This is a genomic window from Planctomycetota bacterium, from assembly GCA_021414025.1.
Taxonomy (GTDB): domain Bacteria; phylum Planctomycetota; class Phycisphaerae; order Phycisphaerales; family SM1A02; genus SYAC01.
In genome coordinates this window covers 92,103-108,847 of record JAIOPG010000007.1, presented here as the reverse complement: position 1 = coordinate 108,847, position 16,745 = coordinate 92,103, and the positions used below count along the sequence as shown (strand labels likewise).

General features: G+C 65.3%; 15 protein-coding genes. 4 read left to right on the top strand and 11 right to left on the bottom strand.

Translation table 11 applies throughout. From position 1 onward, the window contains the following. Nucleotides 1-4: 4 nt before the first annotated feature. Nucleotides 5-1,084 carry a tRNA epoxyqueuosine(34) reductase QueG gene (gene queG / locus K8R92_09585; GenBank protein MCE9620147.1) on the top strand — a complete coding sequence of 360 codons (1,080 nt, stop codon included), beginning with the start codon at nucleotides 5-7 and terminating at the stop codon, nucleotides 1,082-1,084. Nucleotides 1,085-1,108: 24 nt separating this feature from the next. Here queG and K8R92_09580 read toward each other — a convergent pair whose 3' ends face one another. Together K8R92_09580 and K8R92_09575 are read right to left on the bottom strand one after the other, a co-directional pair. After that, entirely contained in the window at nucleotides 1,109-2,722 is a 1,614-nt protein-coding gene (locus K8R92_09580; protein MCE9620146.1) for a hypothetical protein, read from the bottom strand. 24 nt (nucleotides 2,723-2,746) lie between these two features. Then, nucleotides 2,747-4,243: a hypothetical protein gene (locus K8R92_09575; protein ID MCE9620145.1), complete on the bottom strand. Its 1,497-nt coding sequence runs from the start codon at nucleotides 4,241-4,243 to the stop codon at nucleotides 2,747-2,749. Nucleotides 4,244-4,369: 126 nt separating this feature from the next. On the opposite strand from K8R92_09575, the gene K8R92_09570 reads away from it, so the two are divergent. The 3 genes from K8R92_09570 to mgtE all read left to right on the top strand — a co-directional run bounded on the left by K8R92_09570 (nucleotide 4,370) and on the right by mgtE (nucleotide 7,347). Then, entirely contained in the window at nucleotides 4,370-5,362 is a 993-nt protein-coding gene (locus K8R92_09570) for a sugar phosphate isomerase/epimerase (protein ID MCE9620144.1), read from the top strand. Between the two features lie 19 nt (nucleotides 5,363-5,381). Further along, on the top strand, nucleotides 5,382-5,885 hold the full coding sequence (locus tag K8R92_09565; protein MCE9620143.1) for a GNAT family N-acetyltransferase: 504 nt from the start codon (nucleotides 5,382-5,384) through the stop codon (nucleotides 5,883-5,885). Nucleotides 5,886-5,964: 79 nt separating this feature from the next. Beyond that, the gene (gene mgtE / locus K8R92_09560; protein ID MCE9620142.1) at nucleotides 5,965-7,347 is read left to right on the top strand and encodes a magnesium transporter; all 1,383 of its coding nucleotides are present in this window, start codon (nucleotides 5,965-5,967) and stop codon (nucleotides 7,345-7,347) included. A gap of 70 nt (nucleotides 7,348-7,417) precedes the next feature. Here mgtE and K8R92_09555 read toward each other — a convergent pair whose 3' ends face one another. The 9 genes from K8R92_09555 to K8R92_09515 all read right to left on the bottom strand — a co-directional run bounded on the left by K8R92_09555 (nucleotide 7,418) and on the right by K8R92_09515 (nucleotide 16,734). Then, nucleotides 7,418-8,095 carry a hypothetical protein gene (locus K8R92_09555; protein ID MCE9620141.1) on the bottom strand — a complete coding sequence of 226 codons (678 nt, stop codon included), beginning with the start codon at nucleotides 8,093-8,095 and terminating at the stop codon, nucleotides 7,418-7,420. A gap of 174 nt (nucleotides 8,096-8,269) precedes the next feature. Continuing rightward, nucleotides 8,270-9,898: a S8 family serine peptidase gene (locus K8R92_09550; protein MCE9620140.1), complete on the bottom strand. Its 1,629-nt coding sequence runs from the start codon at nucleotides 9,896-9,898 to the stop codon at nucleotides 8,270-8,272. Between the two features lie 101 nt (nucleotides 9,899-9,999). Further along, nucleotides 10,000-10,659: a phosphate signaling complex protein PhoU gene (gene phoU, locus K8R92_09545; protein MCE9620139.1), complete on the bottom strand. Its 660-nt coding sequence runs from the start codon at nucleotides 10,657-10,659 to the stop codon at nucleotides 10,000-10,002. 33 nt (nucleotides 10,660-10,692) lie between these two features. After that, nucleotides 10,693-11,517: a phosphate ABC transporter ATP-binding protein PstB gene (gene pstB, locus K8R92_09540; protein MCE9620138.1), complete on the bottom strand. Its 825-nt coding sequence runs from the start codon at nucleotides 11,515-11,517 to the stop codon at nucleotides 10,693-10,695. A gap of 26 nt (nucleotides 11,518-11,543) precedes the next feature. After that, nucleotides 11,544-12,557, bottom strand: a complete 1,014-nt coding sequence (gene pstA, locus K8R92_09535; protein MCE9620137.1) for a phosphate ABC transporter permease PstA — start codon at nucleotides 12,555-12,557, stop codon at nucleotides 11,544-11,546. Then, the gene (gene pstC, locus K8R92_09530) at nucleotides 12,554-13,534 is read right to left on the bottom strand and encodes a phosphate ABC transporter permease subunit PstC (GenBank protein ID MCE9620136.1); all 981 of its coding nucleotides are present in this window, start codon (nucleotides 13,532-13,534) and stop codon (nucleotides 12,554-12,556) included. The genes pstA and pstC overlap by 4 nt, the downstream gene beginning before the upstream one ends. A 13-nt stretch (nucleotides 13,535-13,547) precedes the next feature. Next, a complete protein-coding gene (locus K8R92_09525) occupies nucleotides 13,548-14,546 on the bottom strand; it encodes a PstS family phosphate ABC transporter substrate-binding protein (GenBank protein ID MCE9620135.1) in 999 nt (332 codons plus the stop codon). Between the two features lie 122 nt (nucleotides 14,547-14,668). Next, nucleotides 14,669-16,024, bottom strand: a complete 1,356-nt coding sequence (locus K8R92_09520; protein MCE9620134.1) for a PAS domain S-box protein — start codon at nucleotides 16,022-16,024, stop codon at nucleotides 14,669-14,671. Beyond that, the gene (locus tag K8R92_09515) at nucleotides 16,021-16,734 is read right to left on the bottom strand and encodes a response regulator transcription factor (protein MCE9620133.1); all 714 of its coding nucleotides are present in this window, start codon (nucleotides 16,732-16,734) and stop codon (nucleotides 16,021-16,023) included. Before K8R92_09515 ends, K8R92_09520 begins: the two co-directional genes overlap by 4 nt. Nucleotides 16,735-16,745 lie beyond the last annotated feature (11 nt).

Here is a 16,745-nt window from a genome sequence, read left to right as displayed (position 1 = left end):
AGCCATGAGCGGGCCCGACCAGGCGCTGACGCAGGAAATTCTCGAAACGCTGCGCGGGGCGGGCTTCGCGCTCTATGGAATCTGCCGGGCCGAGGAAACCTCGCATCGCGCGCAGTTCAATCAATGGCTGACGGAGCTTGGCTGCGGCGAGATGACCTACCTCACCGAGCACATCGAGCAGCGGATGGATCCCGGAACGTTCGTGCCCACGGCGCGATCGATCATCTGCGTCGCCGACCGTTATGCGAGCGGCGAGCCTGACCCGAAAAATGTCGGAGCCTCGCCGCGCGGCCGGATCGCGCGCTACGCGCGCGGCCGCGACTACCACCGCGTGATCCGCGAGCGCCTCGAACCCATCGCCGACGACCTGCGCCGCCGCCATCCCGGCAACCGCTTCCGCGTCTGCGTCGACACAGCGCCGATCCTGGAGCGTGAGCACGCCCAGCGGGCGGGGCTGGGCCGCGTCGGCAAGCACACGCTGCTCATCGGCGAGGAAAGCGTCGGCAGCTGGATCATGCTGGGGGAGATCGTGACCTCGCTCGACCTGGCGCCCTCGCAGGCGGTCGCGGGCGATCCCTGCGGCACCTGCACGCGCTGCATCGACGCCTGTCCCACGCAGGCCATCGAGCCGTGGAAGCTCAACGCCCAGCGCTGCATCTCCTACCTCACCATCGAGCATCGCGCCGAGCCCGCGGCGTGGTTCGAGGGTCGCAGCGATGACTGGCTCTTCGGCTGCGACGCCTGCATCGAGGCCTGTCCGCATTCGCAGCCGCGCGAGCGATCGGCGCGGATCAAGCCCCATCCGCACTACCAGCCGCTCCACGCGGACTTTGATCTGGCCGAGGTGCTGCAATGGAGCGAGGAATCGCAGGCGGCGATGAAACTTTCCAAGGTGCTGCTGCGGGCGAAGCTCTCGATGTGGAAGCGCAACGCAATGCTGATCATCGCGGGGAGCGAAGCTGCGACTTGGTCGCAAGCGCTGGTCGCGGCGCTTCAGAAGATTTCCGACGACTCCGCGGAGGAGCCATGGCTGCGGCAAAAAGCCGCGATGCTGCTGCAACGGCGCGGCAATGCGAGCCGGTGAGAGCCAGTCCGCACGAGCGGGAATTCAAGACAATGATGGAGTCGCCGGTGGATCGGCCGGCGGCGTGGTCGCGGGATCCGCGGGTGGGGCGGGATCGGTTGGCGGCGTCGTTGATGGATCGGCAGGCGGTACTGCGGGGTCCGTGGCAGGTTCCGCAGGTGGTGTCGCCGGATCCGTCGCAGGTGCCGTCGCGGGATCAGTCGCCGGTGGGCTCGCCGGATCAGCGGGTTTCTCTGCAGCTGGATCGGCGGCCGGTGCATCGCCCGCGGGCGCATCCTTGGGCGCCTCGCCCTTGTCATCAGTTTTCTCGGGAGTCTTGACCGGCGCCTTGCCTCCGGTCAGATTTGCCTTCGCCTGCTCGATGCCCTTGCGGAACTTTCCCGCGTTGTCCTCGGCGCTGCCCTCGGGAAGCCCGGCCAGAGCGGCCTCAAGGGCCTCGGCTGCCTTGGCAATCGCGGCGCTGCGCGTGGTCTGCGCTGCCGCGGCGTCTTTGGTCCACGAGCCATCGGGATCGACCTTGGCGGCCGCGTTGTAGGCGGCGATTTCCATCGAGGACGCGCCCGCGCGCCGCTCCGCCATCGCGGCCAGCGACAATTGCGCCGCGACCAGCGAGGACTTGGCGCTCTTGGCCATCTCGCTGCCGCCGCTGGAGGCCTGCTGAGCCAGGCTCACGGCCTTCTCCAGGCTTTCGATCGCGCCGTTGTAGAGCTCCCCGGCCTTGGCCGATGCGTCGCGCGTCGATTTCGCAGAGGCAAGCGCCGCCTCGCGGTATTGCCCGGCGATCTTGGCCAGATCCTTCACCGAGGCCTCGCGCACCGACTCGATCTTTTCGATGGCCTCGAGACCCGACTTGTTGCGGTCCAGACTTTCCTGGAAGGCCGCGCCGGTCTTCGAGGCGAGTCGCTGCTCCAATGCCGTCTGCTGAGTGTCCAGATCCAGGGTCGCCGCCTGGCTGCGGTATTTGCGCGAATCGGCCAGCGATTTCTGCGACTGGACGGTCAATTGGAATCCGCCGATCGGACCGGCGGCCGCAGCCTGCTGCTTCAGCTCGCCCGCCTTCTTCTCCAGCTCCAGCGCGTTCTTTTCGTGGGCGGCGATCGTGCTGTTGGCGCTGTCGACGACGCTCTTGAGCTTGTCGGACTGGGCCGAGATCGCGGTCACCGCCATCTCGCCGGCTTGGCGGTCCTGCTCCAGCATCGCGCGGGCCTCCGGCGGCACCTCCACCACGGAACTCTTGGAAAGCATCTGGAACTGGTGGCTCAGGCTGGCAAGAAAGATCGTGTCATCGGCGTCGGTGCGCTGGGCCTTCTCGATCTGCTCGATCGCCGCCGCGTCCAATCGCGCCGCCTGCACCAGCAACTGCGAACCGATCATTGCCATGGCCGCCTTCTGGCTGGCCATGGAGCCCGCGGTCGGCGTGGCGCTGGCCGCGATGCTGCGCAGCTTCTCGGCGCTGGCCCGGTTGCCCGCAGGATCGATCGCGGAAACTTCCGCCATCGCCTTCTGGCTCGCGGTCACGGTGTCCTTGAGTTTCTTGGCGGCCTCGCGCTGCGCCAGCGCCGCCTCGTCCATGCAGCCGCTGAGGCAGCCGCAGAAGAGGACGAGCGAAACTGCCGCAAGTTGAGTCGGGGAGCGCATCGGGGGATTCTAACGAGGAAATGGCTATCGATCGGGCCCGCTGCCGGGCTCCAGGGCCCGCGGACTTTTCAGCGAGGGCGGGGTGTAATCGATGGGGTACTCGGCGCGCGGCTGGTGCATGCCGCGGATCCACAGCAGGGCGTCGTTGAGCAGGGATTCGCGGCCGGGAATCAGGGCGGGCTTCCAGCCGGGGACGTCCGGATGGGGGAACTTGGCGTCGATCCTCGGCCGCGCGTATTGGATCAGCAGCGACTGGTCAGGGTGGGCAAAGTCAATCAGGGGCGGCTTGCCCTCCAGCGGCGGCGAGCGCAGCAGGATGAGCAGGTTGGTGTAGCGGGTGCGCTCGTTGCGGTAGTCGGTGGAGAACATGAAGAAGCCACCGCCGTTCAGGCCGCCGTGACAGCGGCTGGTGGAGCAGTTGGGGATCAGCCAGGTGTCGTGCACGCGGCGATGAAAGAGTTCCAGCGCGATGGGCTCGCCGGTGACGGTGATGTCCTGGTAGAGCTCGCGCGCCTTGAGCGCGAAGAGCAGCTTGAGCAGCTGCTCCGGGCTCCAGGTGTCCATGGCCTTGCGGGCGTCGGGATCGGCGGGCAGCAGGTCGCTGGTGGCGTAGCGGGCGATGATCTTGCGGGCGAGATCGGGGCTTGCCTCCATGCGCGGCGGCCGCTCGAAGTTGACCTCGAAAACCTTGAGGATGTTCACGTCGTCGGGGCTGAGTCGCTGCGTCGGCAGGCCGGGCTGATCCATGGTGGGCTTGGAGGATCCGGTGCGGGGCTTCTTGTTCTTGGAGCTGGTGGAATTGCCCGAGGCCTGGATGCGGATCAGCGCGTCGGCGCGGGTCATCAGGTCATGGGCCTCCTGCGAGTCGTAGGAGCGCAGAATTTCCGTGAGCTCTTCCTTGGCGGCCAGCGGCTGGTTCTGCTCGAGCATCCACTTGGCCAGCTGCACGCGCTGCGGCCAGGCGGTCGGCGCAATGCCCGCCCGCAGCGCGGCGAGCGAATCCTCGAAGGAGGGGGCCAGCTCAAGGGCCCAGAAGTTGTCGCGCGGCAGCGTGACCTCGATGTTGGCGATGCGGACGCGGGCCGAGTTCAGCTCGTCGCGGATCAGCTCGGCTTCCACGCGCCGGCCGTCGCGGAACTGCACGATGACCGGCGTGCCTTCGGGGGCGTCCAGCAGAGGGAAGACGCCCAGCAGCAGCGACTTGTCGAATGATTTTTCCAGGCCCTCGGGCGTGCGAATCACCAGCACCGAATCGTCTTCGCGCACGATCGTGCCACCGCTTTCCTTGAAGCGGTCGATGAGCACGCGCACCTGACGCGGTGCGGGCGCGGCGACCGGCGGCGCCTCGGGTATCGAAGAATCGGCGTTGGAGGGAGGCTTGGTCGAGGGCGCTGTTGCAGGCGCAGTTGGAGGTGTTGCCGTGGGAGGGTTCGCGGGCGAAGTCGCTGCAGGCGGGGCCGGCGGCGTGGTCGCGGGCTCTGCCGGCGGAGCGAGCAAACATAGGAAGAGGCTCAAAAACATGGGTCGTCGAGCATTCTGACATGAATCGCCACGCGTGCCAACTGCGGCTCCCCAGAGCGCCGCCGCGGCAGGATCATGAGTCAACGTCGCAAGATTTCGGGTAGCGTTTCCACAGGAGAATCCCCTATGAAACTTGGCGTCATGAGCGCGTTGTTTTCCGGTCGGCCCCTGGATGAAGTCTGCCAATTCCTCGCCGAGCATGGGCTTGAGGCCATCGAATTGCCGGCTGGCGCCTATCCCGGCAAGGGATTTTTCGACCCGAAGAAGGTGCTCTCAAGCGCCAAGGAACAGGATCGCATCAAGAGCACGCTGCGGGATTACGGGCTCACGCTCAGCGCGCTGGCGGTGCATGGCAATCCGGTGCACCCCGACAAGAAAATCGCCCGCGACCATCACGCCGCGTGGGAAACCGCGGTGCAGTTGGCGCCGAAGCTTGGCACCGACATCGTCATCACCTTCAGCGGCTGCCCTGGCGGCAGCGCCCGCGACACGATGCCCAACTGGGTGACTTGTCCGTGGCCCGGCGAGTTCCTGAAGGTGCTCGACTATCAATGGAACAAGGTGCTCGTGCCCTATTGGGCGAAGGCCATGAAGTACTGCGCCAAGTTCGACGTGCGCACTGCCATCGAGCCCCATCCGGGATTCTGCGTCTACAACAGCGACACCATGATCCGTCTTTCGCAGGCGGCGATGAAGGCTTCGAAAGTGCGCGGCAAGCCGAGGCTGGGAGTCAATCTCGATCCCTCGCATCTTTTCTGGCAGGGGATCGATCCAGTGCTGGCGGCGCAGGACCTTGGCGAGGCGGGACTGCTCTTCCATGTGCACGCCAAGGACACGCGGCTGGATTCACATGAGGGGTCTCGCAACGGGTATCTGGACGCGCGGCCGTACGACAATCTGCACGAGCGGTCGTGGAGCTTTTGCACCTGCGGGTCGGGGAACGGGCACGAGTTCTGGAAACCCTTCGTCGCCATGCTGCGGCGTCAGGGCTACGACCACGTGCTCTCCATCGAGCACGAAGATGCGCTCATGAGCATCGAGGAGGGGTTTGTGAAAGCCGCGGATTTCCTGCACGATTGCATCATCCACGAGAAGGCCGGCAAGCCGTGGTGGATTTGATCACCGTTGCTGAACTGAAATGAAACTTTCCTTCTCACTGGCTGCGGAAGCAGATGGACCTGAACTGGCCGCTCTGCACCGTGCGGCCGCTGAAGAGCTCTTTCGCACATTCGGCAAGGGACCTTGGACCTCGGCGTCCTCCCTCAAAGGCCAGTGGTTCAGCGCCAAGAACCTGCGCGTGGTCGTCGCCCGCAAAGGCAGGCGCATCGTCGGCACGCTCGACCTGCACACCAAGAAGCCCTGGGCGATCGACGTCTCCTATTTCGCGCCGGTGAAGAAGCCGCTTTACCTGACCAGCATGGCGGTGTTCCCCACGATGCAGCGCAAAGGCATCGGGCGCCAGCTTCTCGAAGAAGCCGTGAAACAAGCCCGATCCTGGCCGGCCGACGCGATCCGCCTGGATGCCTTCGACGCCGACGCCGGAGCCGGCGAGTTCTACGCCAAGTGCGGCCTCCGCGAAGTCGGCCGCGTCACCTATCGCAAGGCTCCGCTCATTTACTTCGAGAAAGTGTTGACGAAGTGAGCGACTGATAGCACCTCGCTCACGGAGCAAATGCTTACACTGTCCGCGGTCTTGGAAATCGTCGCCCCGGAGACTCCGCATGCTCGGCCATCTTCTACAACTTGATTTGGAAGAGCTCATCCAGGAAAAGAATTGGGACGAGTTGCGCAAGGCCATCGTCGGTCTCACCGACCAGGACTTGGCTGAGCTGGCGATCGACCTGCCGGCCGAGGACGAGGGCGTCATCTTCCGGCTGCTTCCACGGGACCGCTCCGCCTCGGTCTTCTCCTATCTGCCGGTGGAAAAGCAGGAGGAGCTGATCCAGTCGCTCACGACGGATCAGACCCGAGACATCTTCGCCGCCATGACGCCCGACGATCGCGTTCGCCTGCTCGACGAATTGCCCGCGGAAGTCACGCGTCGCCTGCTGGATGTTCTGCCGCCCAAGGAACTCGCCGCCACCCGCGCGCTGCTCAACTATCCGCCGGGAACCGCCGGCCACTTGATGACGCCCAACTACGTCGCCCTGCGCTCCGAGATGACCGTGGAGCAGGCCTTGGAGCACATCCGCCGCTCGCCCAAGACCACCGAGACGCTCAACATCGTTTACGTCGTGGACTCCAGCGGCAAGCTGATCGAGGATCTCCGCCTCGCCACCGTGATCCGCGCCGAGCCCGGAACGGTCGTCGGCTCGCTGCAGGATTCCCCGGTGGTGACGATCCCGGTGCGGGCGACCGAATCCGAGGTCGTCAAGTCCTTCGAGCACTACGATCGCACCGCGCTGCCCGTGGTCGACGCCGACGGAAAGATGCTGGGCATCATCACGGTGGACGACGTGCTCGATGTCGCCCGCAAGGAGGCCACCGAGGACATGCAGAAGCTCGGCGGCATGGAGGCGATCGATACGCCCTACACCCAGACGCCCTTCCTGACCCTGCTGAAGAAGCGCGGCGGCTGGCTCTCCGTTCTTTTTCTGGGAGAGATGCTCACGGCCTCGGCCATGGCGCACTTCCAGATCGAGATCGAGAAGGCGGTGGTGCTTGCGCTGTTCATTCCGCTCATCATTTCCAGCGGCGGCAACTCCGGCTCGCAGGCGACCACGCTGATCATCCGCGCACTGGCCCTGACCGAACTCAAGCTTTCCGACTGGTGGCACGTGGCCCGACGCGAGCTCGCCTCGGGCTTGCTGCTGGGCACGTGGCTGGGATTCATCGGTTTCCTCCGCGTCTATCTCTGGCAGCACATCGGCTGGTTCGACTACGGCCCGCACTATCTGCTGATCGGCGTGACGGTCTGGCTGAGCCTGATCGGAGTCATGACCTTCGGCACGATCGTTGGAAGCATGCTGCCTTTCATGCTCAGGGCTGTGAAGCTGGATCCGGCGACAAGCTCGGCGCCTTTCGTGGCGACGCTGGTCGATGTCACGGGACTGGTGATCTACTTCAGCGTCGCGGCCTTGATCCTGCGGGGAACCTTGCTGTAGAAAATCCCGCTTGCGGCCAACTCGTGCGCTACAGCGCATTCGCCGGCAATCAAGAATCTCGACAAGCGGGTCAGGAGTAGCTCAGCAGCAGCAGGCCGACATCGCCGCCGTCGACTTCGCCCGACTCGTCGAGATCGGTTTCGCAGTGGTCGCATGGGCCGAAGTCAAGCAGCACCAAGCCAAGATCGCCGCCGTCGACGGATCCGTCCTCGTTGATGTCGCCAAACTCCGGCTCCGGCGCAAAGCTGACCGTGAAGATCTCGCTGTCTGAGAACTGGCCGCTGACATCGTGCAGGTACATCTGCAGCTCGAAGCTTTCGCCCACCTGGCCGTCAAAGATGTGAAACACCGGGTGGTAGTCGAAGAAGGGAGTGCCCAGCGGCATGATGTCGCCGAAAGACATGGGATTCGGGCCGTTGTAGACCTTCAGGCCGTAATCTGCGCTCACGAAGATCGCCTGGATGTCGCAGGTCTCGCTCATCGTGTAGAAGTCCTCGTCGGGCTCGTCAAGCTCCGCGGAGTGGATTCCGATCAGCCCGGTCGCGTAGCCGTCATAGCCTGGGAAGACCGAGACTTCGATGTGTCCGGGCTGATGGAAGGCGACTTCGGCGACCAGCTGGCCCGCCGAGTTGCGGCCGATGTGAATTTCCTTCTCCTCGTCATGGGCGAAGGCCGCCGACGAAGTGGCCAGCGAGACGATGGCAACGAGCGGGAACATGCGCCGCTTGAGAAGCGAGAGTTGAATCATGCCCGCAAGATACTCGCAATTTGCCTTGATTCAAGCACATAATAAAGAGTTTCGGTAGGTGAGCGGCAAGAAAAGTGCTATCAGTCGCTCAGACAACGCTCCGGGCTCGCAGACTCGCCCTGCGCTAAACTCGCTTGGTGATAGCACTTTTCTCGCCGCTCACGAACAATCGCATCAACTGTTGCAAGGGCCGAAGCTGAGCAGCACCAAGCCAATGTCGCCGCCATCGACCTCGCCCGAGCCGTCGAGATCCGTGGAGCAGCCGGGGCAAGGCCCGAAATCAAGCAGCACCAAACCAATGTCGCCGCCATCGACTTCGCCGGAGCCGTCCAGGTCGCTCGGGCAGGGCGGCGCATATTGCGAGGCCTTGTACGCCTGAGCGATGCCGTAGCCAGTTACAAAGAGCGGATCGGGATGCAGGCCGAACTCATCCGACTGCGTGGCGGTCGCGAAGAGCGCCTGGCGGATGGAGTCCACCGTGAAATCGGGCCGCGCCTGCAGCATGCAGGCCACCGCGCCGGCCAGGACCGGCGTGCTCAGGCTGGTGCCGCTGACCGCGCTGAAGCCCGTCGCGGCGGTGCTGTTGATCGTCGCCGTCTGCACTCCCATCGCCAGGATCTCCGGCTTCACGCGGCCGTCGAAGGTGGGGCCGCTGGAGGAAAATTCCGCGATCGCACCGGTGTCATACACCGCGCCGCAGGAGATCACCTGCAGCGCGTCGGCCGGCGCGATCAGCGTGTTGGTCGCGGGATCGGCATCGTGGCCCTCATTGCCCGCGGCGGTCAGGCAGATCAGCCCGTTGGCGGTGGCTTGATTCACCGCGATCGTGGTGACCGCAGTGTGTCCGTCCATGTCGTCCTGTGAATACCAATCGATGTAGCCCAGCGAGCTGGTCGCCAGATCGGCGCCGTGAGCCTCGACGAACTCCAGCCCCCCGACGTACCAGTCCTCCTCGATGGAGGTCTCAGTGTCCACCTTCTCGGTCTTGGCCAGCACGAACTTCGCCTCGTAGGCGGTGCCCACGAGTTGATTGGGCATGTAGGCCGCCATCGTTCCCAGGATCCAGGTGCCGTGCTTGTGCTGCTCGGAGTAGTCGCCGGCTTCGATGCCGGTGTTGCCGTCGTTCTTCACGAAATCCCATTCGGCAATCACCTGCAGCGGATGCTCGGCGCTGTGGAAAGCCTCGTGGACGCGGTTGAATCCGCAGTCCAGCACGCCGATCACGATGCCCGCGCCGCGGTAGCCGGCGTTGTGCAGATTCCGCAGGTCGATCTGGTCCGTCTGCGTGGCGGCGTTGCCATAGAAGTCGCTGCCGAACCTCTGGAATTCCGGCGCCGCCGTGAGCGAATCGCATTCATCCTGTCCGATTGAGCGACCACGGCGGACGCCCTCGACGCGGAGTACGCCGGGAAGTTGCTTGAGCGCCGCGACCTGGGCGGGCGTGGCCATGGCGCTGACGGCGTTGAGCCAGCGGCTGGTGACGCGGATGGTGGCGCCGGTGGCGGCGACCGCGTCGGTGAATTCCGTTGGCACCGGCACATCGCGGACATCGACCAGTCCCGGCAGCGTCCGTCGGTGGGCACGGCGCTCGATGGCCAGGTCGGTGATCGCAGTGTCGCAGGCGTCGCAGGGCGCGGTTCGCGCCTCGCGGAAGAAGACCCACACCGGCGAGGCATCGCCAATTTTGGAAGTCGCAATGTCCGACGCCGATGTCCGCGCGTGCCCGAATTGCCGCGGCGCGTTGTCCGCGGCAAGCAGCAACGATGCGATCGAGGCAAGCACAAATTGCGGGGCAAGGGTCATCACCCCATTATGGACCCAGATCCATGCTTCACAGGGGGAAAATCTGAGATTTGGCGAAAAAAGTGATTTCAGAAAGTCCGAAATAACAACGGACACTCAGCCTATTCATCCGGCGTGTGCCGCACGATCCGCCCCTCGACCAGGAAGATCACATCCTCGGCGATGTTGGTGGTCATGTCGGCGATGCGCTCGAAGCGCTGAGCGATGGTGAGCATCTCGATGGTCTGTCCCGAGGTGGCGACATCGCGAGGAATTTCCTGCCTTGCCCAGAGCAGCACTTCCTTGTGCAAGTCGTCCACGCGCTGGTCGGCGCGGCGCACCTGCCGGCAGAGCGAGGCGTCCTCGTTGGCCATGGCGGCCAGCACATCGCTGAGCATCGTGCGGCTGGCGAAGGCCAGGTCGATCATGGCCGGCGGCAGTGCGGGTCCGTCGGTGGCCCCGAGCTTGATGAGTTTCTTGGCGATGCCGCGGGCGAGATCCGCGATGCGCTCCAGCTCGTTGCTGATGCGGATGACCGCGAGAATCAGCCGCAAATCACCCGCGACCGGCTGGGCCAGGGCCAGCAGCCGCATGCAGGTCGCCTCCAGTTCCAGCTCCATCTGGTCCACCTCGGCGTCGCCGGCGCGGACCACCTCGGCCAGCTGCAAGTCGCCGTCGATCATCACCTCGATCACGCGCGTGACGCGCTGCTCCACCATGGCCCCCATGGCCAGCAGGTTGCGCCGCAAATCCACCATTTCATTTCGAAGATCGACTGCCATTGTGGGTTCCTCTGAATCGTGGAGTGCGCCGGCTCAGCCAAAGCGGCCGGTCACGTAATCCTCCGTCTGCTTGTTCCTGGGATTGGTGAAGATGCCGTCGGTCGGGCCCGCCTCGACCAGCTTGCCCTCGAAGAAGAAGGCGGTGAGGTCGCTCACGCGGGCGGCCTGCTGCATGTTGTGCGTCACCACCACGATGGTGAAGGTCTGGCGCAGCTCGCGGATCAGGGCCTCCACGCTGGCGGTGCTGCGCGGATCCAGCGCCGAGCAGGGCTCGTCCATCAAAAGCACTTCGGGACCGACCGCGATGGCGCGGGCGATGCAGAGCCGCTGCTGCTGGCCGCCCGAGAGTCCCAACGCGCTTTGATGCAGGCGATCCTTGACCTCGTCCCAGATCGCCGCGGCGCGAAGGCTGGCCTCGACCAGCGCGTCCAGCTCGCTGCGGTGGAAGCGCTTGTGCAAGCGCGGCCCGAAGGCGATGTTCTCGTAGATGCTCTTGGGAAATGGATTGGGCTTCTGGAAGACCATGCCCACGCGGCGGCGCAGCTCGACCACATCGAAGGCCGTGTCCAACACGTCGTCGTGATCCAGCAGCAGCACGCCTTCGGCGCGAGCGCTGGGCACCAGGTCGTTCATGCGGTTGATCCAGCGCAGGAAAGTGCTCTTGCCGCAGCCGGAGGGACCGATCAACGAAGTCACCCGCTGCGAGGGAATGTCCAGCGTGATCTTGTGCAGCGCTTGGAATGTGCCGTACCAAGCGTTGAAATCCTTTGCCCGCACCGTGACCTGCTCGGCGCCGGGCGTTCCGGGCGCGGAGATCGCGGCGGGTTTGGCAAGAATGGGTGCGGTTCGGTCGGGCATGGGTTTGAAGTCTTGCAGCGGCATGTTCAGGCGAGCGGCTTGCGGAGCTTCTGTCGAAGATAGACCGCGATGCCATTGAAGCAGATCAGCACGAGGAGCAGGATCACGATCGCGGAAGCGGCGAGCTGGTGGAAGGCCTCCTGCGGCCGACCCGCCCAGTTGAAGATTTGAAAGGGAAGCACGGTGAAACTATCGGTGAGGTTATCCGGTGTGCTGGCGATGAACACCGGGATGCCCAGCACCAGCAGCGGGGCGGCCTCGCCGACGGCGCGGCTCATGGCCAGGATGGCGCCGGTCAGAATGCTGGGCAATGCCGCGGGCAAGGTGATGCGCGAAACCGTCTGCCAGGGCGTGGCGCCGATGGCCAGGCTCGCCTGCCGCAGGCTCGAGGGCACGGCGCGCAGCGCCTCGCGGCTGGAGATGATCACGATCGGCAGCACCACCAGCATCAGCGTCAATCCGCCCGCGAGCAGCCCCTGGCCGAAGGGCAATTGGAAATGCCACCACGCGTCGGCTGGGCCGAAGCTCCATGCGGCGTTGCGGTCGCTGCCGAAGAGGCCGAACATGCGCGTGAAGGCGGTCAGACCCAGAATGCCGTAGACGATGCTCGGCACGCCCGCGAGGTTGCGGATGTTGAAGTCGATCAGCGCGGTCCAGCGGTTCTTGGGTGCGAACTCCTCCAGATAGATCGCCGTGCCGATGCCCAGCGGCAGGGTGAGCGCCGCGCAGATGCCGCAGACCCACACCGTGCCGATGATCGCCGCATAGATGCCGGCGTTCTCCGGCCGGCGGCTGGCGAAGTTGGTGAGAAATTCCCAGCGCACGATGCGGGTGAGTTGCGTGAGGTCGCCGTGGCCGAAGACGGCGCCCGCGGCCTCGCTGTTGAAAAGAAAGTGCGACCCCTGCATCACGATCGAGAGGATCAGGATGGCCAGGATCACAATGGCCAGCGTGGTGCTGGCCAGGCAGAGCGCCAGAAACGCGCGATTCTTGAAGACGCGCCGGGCGCGGAGCGAAGTGTGCGGTGCCGCGGCGTTCATTCGTAGGCCTCGCGGAAGCGCTTCAGCAGCAGGTTGCCCGCGATGGACAGCACGAGCGTGAGCGTAAACAGCACCATCGCCACTGCGTAGCTGGAGAGGTTTTCCACGCCGAAGGCCGGAGCGTCGCCCAAAAAGATCTGCACCATGTATGCCGTCATGGTCTGCACCTGGTCCGCGGGGTTGAGCGTCATGTGGGCCAGCCCGCCCGCGGCCAGCGCCACCACCATGGTCTCGCCGATGGCACGCGTGATCGCCAGGAAGCAGCTGGCCATGATGCCGCTCAGCGCCGCCGGCGTCACCACCTTCATGCTCACGTCGAACTTGGTGCTGCCCAGGGCATAGGCCCCCTCGCGCAGCGAACGCGGCACCGACTGCATGGCGTCCTCACTCATCGAGGCCACGATGGGCAGGATCATGATGCCCACCGCGATGCCCGCAGCGCCGGCGTTGTAGCCGGAGAAGACCTGCGTGCCAAAAAGAAAATTGCAGGCGCTCTGCAGCGCCGGCGTGATCACCAGCAGCGCGAAAAAGCCGTAGACCACGGTGGGCACGCCGGCCAGGATCTCGATGACGGGCTTCAGGATGGCGCGACTTCGCGGCGTGGCGTACTCGCTCATGTAGATCGCGGTGATCAAGCCCAGCGGAATGGCGGTGACGGCGGCGACCGCGGCGACCAGGAAGGTGCCGCAGATCAGCGGCCAGATGCCGAAATGCTTCTCGGCGCCCAGCAGCGGACTCCAGGTCGTCCCGAAGAGGAAATCCGTCAGCTCGATCTCGGGCAGCTGGATGAAGGCGACGGTCTCGCGCAGCAGGATGGCGATGATGCCCACCGTGATCGCAACGCTGATGATCGCGGTCACCCCCAGCACTCCGCGAATCGCCCTCTCCCAGAGGTTGCGCACCAGCGTGGAGCGCGGCGTGCCGCGCCGCGCGAGGGCGGCCGCGGAGGAGGCGGCTTGGGCGGAGAGTGCGTTCATCAAGATCGGCGGATTATTTGTAGACGCTCAAGATCGGTCCCTGCACCTTGTTGCCGCCCGCGTCGAGGTACTGGGTTCCCGGCTTGCGCGCCTTCCAGTTCGCCGCGGCGCGGTCGGTGATGGCCGTTGGCAGCGGCGTGTAGCCGACCTGCTTGGAAAGCTTGGCGGTGTTGGCGACATAGAAGTCGACGAAGGCCGCGATCTCCGGCCGCTGGGCGGATTTTGCGTTGACATAGATGAAGAGCGGGCGGCTGAACGGGGTGTAGGTTCCATCCTCGATGGTCTTGGCATTGGGCGTGACCGCTCCCTTGCCGCCGTCGACGGGCACCAGCTTGAGCTTGCTCTGGTTCTCGCTGTAGTAGGCGAAGCCGAAGTAGCCGATCGCGTTCTTGTCGCCGGCGACGCCGGTCACCAGCACGTTGTCATCCTCGCTCACCGAGAGATCGGAGCGGATCTTGCCCTCCTTGCCGACCGTCGCCTCCTTGAAATAGTCGAAGGTTCCGCTGTCGGTGCCGGGACTGAACACCTTGATCGTCTCGGCGGGCCAGGCGGGATTCAGGTCGGACCATTTCTTGGCGGGATTGTCGGCAGTGAAGATCTTCTTGATCTGGTCGACCTTGAGCTCCGTGACCCAGGTGTTGGCGGGATTGACCACGATCGAAAGGCCGTCGAAGGCGACCGGGATCTCGATGAAGTCGATCTTGTTGTTCTTGGCCATCTCCACTTCCGATTGGGTGATCGGCCGGCTCGCATTGGAGATGTCGGTCTCGCCCGCGCAGAATCGCTTGAAGCCGCCGCCGGTGCCGCTGATGCCCACGGTGGGCCGCGACTTAGGGGCCCTTGCCTGGAAATCCTCGGCCACCGCCTCGGTGATCGGATAAACGGTCGAGGAGCCGTCCACCTTGATCGAGCCGGTCAGCTTGGAGAGGTCCGCATCCGCGGTTTGCAGCGCGGCGGCCAGCGCCAGGGGAAGGGCCAGGAAGGAGAGGGCGAGCGAAGCTGGGAGTCTCATGGGTAATCCTTGGGGCAGGTGGGGTGTTGGATCTTCGACGCGGGAGTAGAGTCGCCGGACTTCGTTCAGGTTTGGTTAAGAAGGTCGTTGGAATTGGGCAATTTGTCTGATTTCATGGGGACTCACGTTTTCGCGACTGGAATGGCGAGGCAGAAGCGGCTGCCGCGGCCGATCGCGCTTTCCACGGAGACTTCGCCGCCATGCACCATGGCGATGTGCTTCACGATCGCCAGTCCCAGGCCGGTGCCTCCCTCGTCGCGGCTCCGCGCCGTGTCCACGCGGTAGAAGCGCTCGAACAATCTCGGCAGGTGCTTCTCGTGAATGCCCGGGCCCTGGTCCACAACGGTGATCCGCGCCATGCCTCCGCCCTCCTCGTCGCTCGCGCGGGCGGTGATCTCGATTGCCGATCCGCGCGGCGCGTAGCGGATGGCGTTGCTGACCAGGTTGCCGATCGCCTGTTCGATCAGCAGCGCGTTGGCGTGCAGGCGCAGGCCGGGTTGGAGGTCGCGCTTGAGCGTGACGCCGCGGGCCTCGGCGGCCAGGCCGAGCTCGGCGTCGACCCAGTCGATGAGCTGGTTCACCGGGGTGCTCGCCATGGTGATGCGCTCCCGGGTGTTGGGGGACTCCAGGAACGAGATGGAGAGCAGATCCTCCACCAGCGCCGCCAGCCGCGAGGCGTTGCGCTCGACGATCTCCAGGAAGCGGTGCACCTGCCCCTCGTCGGCGAATCCGATCTGCTGGATCGTCTCGATGTAGCCCTTGATGTTGGTGATCGGCGTGCGCAGCTCGTGGCTCACATTGGCCGCAAAATCGCTGCGCATCCGCTCCAGGCGCTGCTCCGAGGTGACGTCCGCCACCAGCAGCAGCGCGCCGACCGGTTGTTGCCACTCGTCGCGCAGCGTCTCGACGGCGGCATCCACGATCGAGCCCGGCGACGTGGAGGGCTCCATCAGGCCATGCCGCCGCTCGCCGTCGCGGTAGCTGGCCTCGAGCATGGCGTTGACCTCGGGAATGCGGCCGAGTTCCTGGAAGAGGCGTCCCGGCGCGGTGGCGGCGTCGAAGCCCAGCAGGCGCGCCGCCGCGGCGTTGGCGGAGAGGACGCGCTGCTGGGCGTCCAGCACCACCAGACCGTCGCGCATCGACTGCTCGAAGAGCTGGCGCTGCAGACGCTCGCTCTCCAGGTCGCGCCGGGCGCGGTCGTGCTGCTCGGAGACCGAGGCGCATTGCTGCGAGAGCTGCGAAAGAAGCGGCCGGCGAAAGATCGGAAAGCTGGTTGCGGCGGCGCCGGTGCGGGCGCGGCGCAGGGCGTCGTTGAGCCGCTCCACGTCGGCGGCAAGGCGCATCTGCTGGATTCCGGCCAGCAGCACGGCGGCGATGGCGATCACCGCGGCGGTCTCCGGCGCGAAGGCGGCCCAGGCGCCGATCGCGATCAGCGCCGTTGCGAACCAGCCGAGTGCGGAGGAGGCGATGGGTTTCATTCAGCGAGAGCTTCGCGGCTCTCGCTGAAACGATACCCGACACCGCGGACCGTCTCGATCAGGTCGCCCACCGCGCCCATCTTGCGGCGCAGGGCGGTGATGTGGACGTCCACGGTGCGGTTGGAGAGCACGATGTCCCGGCCGTGCACCGCGGCGATGATCTGATCGCGCGTCCGGACGAATCCAGGCCGCTTGGCCAGGAACTGCAGGATGCCGTACTCGGTCAGGGTGAGGTCCACCGTCTTGCCGCCCAGCAGCACAACGTGGCGGCCGGAGTCGATCACCAGGTCGCCGCCCAGCAGCGACATGCGGTCGGTGTCGACCGGGGCGGACATGCGCGTGCGTCGCAGCGCGCTCTGCACGCGGGCCACCAGCACCTTGGGGCTGAAGGGCTTGGTGATGTAGTCGTCGGCGCCGAGCTCGATGCCCGTGACGATCTCGCTCTCCTCGCCCTTGGCCGTCACCATGATGATCGGCATCGTGCGCTGGTCGTGCGTCTGGCGAAGGCGCCGGCAGACTTCCAGGCCGTCCACATCGGGAAGCATCAGGTCGAGCACGAGGGCGTCGGGAGGGGACTTCTTGACCGACTCCAGGGCGGCGCGGCCCGAGCGCGCGATGGCGGTCCGGATCCCGGCGCGCTTGAGGTGCAGCTCGATCAGCTCCGCGATTTCCTTCTCATCCTCGACGATCAGGACTGAATGCTGTTCCATGGCTCGAAGTT

Bases quoted from the DNA above. Each gene is read 5' to 3' on its own strand.
- queG (MCE9620147.1), top strand. From the start codon at position 5: ATGAGCGGGCCCGACCAGGCGCTGACGCAGGAAATTCTCGAAACGCTG.
- phoU (MCE9620139.1), bottom strand. From the start codon at position 10,659: ATGGCAGTCGATCTTCGAAATGAAATGGTGGATTTGCGGCGCAACCTG.
- pstC (MCE9620136.1), bottom strand. From the start codon at position 13,534: ATGAACGCACTCTCCGCCCAAGCCGCCTCCTCCGCGGCCGCCCTCGCG.
- K8R92_09515 (MCE9620133.1), bottom strand. From the start codon at position 16,734: ATGGAACAGCATTCAGTCCTGATCGTCGAGGATGAGAAGGAAATCGCG.
- K8R92_09550 (MCE9620140.1), bottom strand. From the start codon at position 9,898: ATGACCCTTGCCCCGCAATTTGTGCTTGCCTCGATCGCATCGTTGCTG.
- pstA (MCE9620137.1), bottom strand. From the start codon at position 12,557: ATGAACGCCGCGGCACCGCACACTTCGCTCCGCGCCCGGCGCGTCTTC.
- K8R92_09570 (MCE9620144.1), top strand. From the start codon at position 4,370: ATGAAACTTGGCGTCATGAGCGCGTTGTTTTCCGGTCGGCCCCTGGAT.
- K8R92_09575 (MCE9620145.1), bottom strand. From the start codon at position 4,243: ATGTTTTTGAGCCTCTTCCTATGTTTGCTCGCTCCGCCGGCAGAGCCC.
- K8R92_09555 (MCE9620141.1), bottom strand. From the start codon at position 8,095: ATGATTCAACTCTCGCTTCTCAAGCGGCGCATGTTCCCGCTCGTTGCC.
- K8R92_09525 (MCE9620135.1), bottom strand. From the start codon at position 14,546: ATGAGACTCCCAGCTTCGCTCGCCCTCTCCTTCCTGGCCCTTCCCCTG.
- K8R92_09565 (MCE9620143.1), top strand. From the start codon at position 5,382: ATGAAACTTTCCTTCTCACTGGCTGCGGAAGCAGATGGACCTGAACTG.
- pstB (MCE9620138.1), bottom strand. From the start codon at position 11,517: ATGCCCGACCGAACCGCACCCATTCTTGCCAAACCCGCCGCGATCTCC.
- K8R92_09580 (MCE9620146.1), bottom strand. From the start codon at position 2,722: ATGCGCTCCCCGACTCAACTTGCGGCAGTTTCGCTCGTCCTCTTCTGC.
- K8R92_09520 (MCE9620134.1), bottom strand. From the start codon at position 16,024: ATGAAACCCATCGCCTCCTCCGCACTCGGCTGGTTCGCAACGGCGCTG.
- mgtE (MCE9620142.1), top strand. From the start codon at position 5,965: ATGCTCGGCCATCTTCTACAACTTGATTTGGAAGAGCTCATCCAGGAA.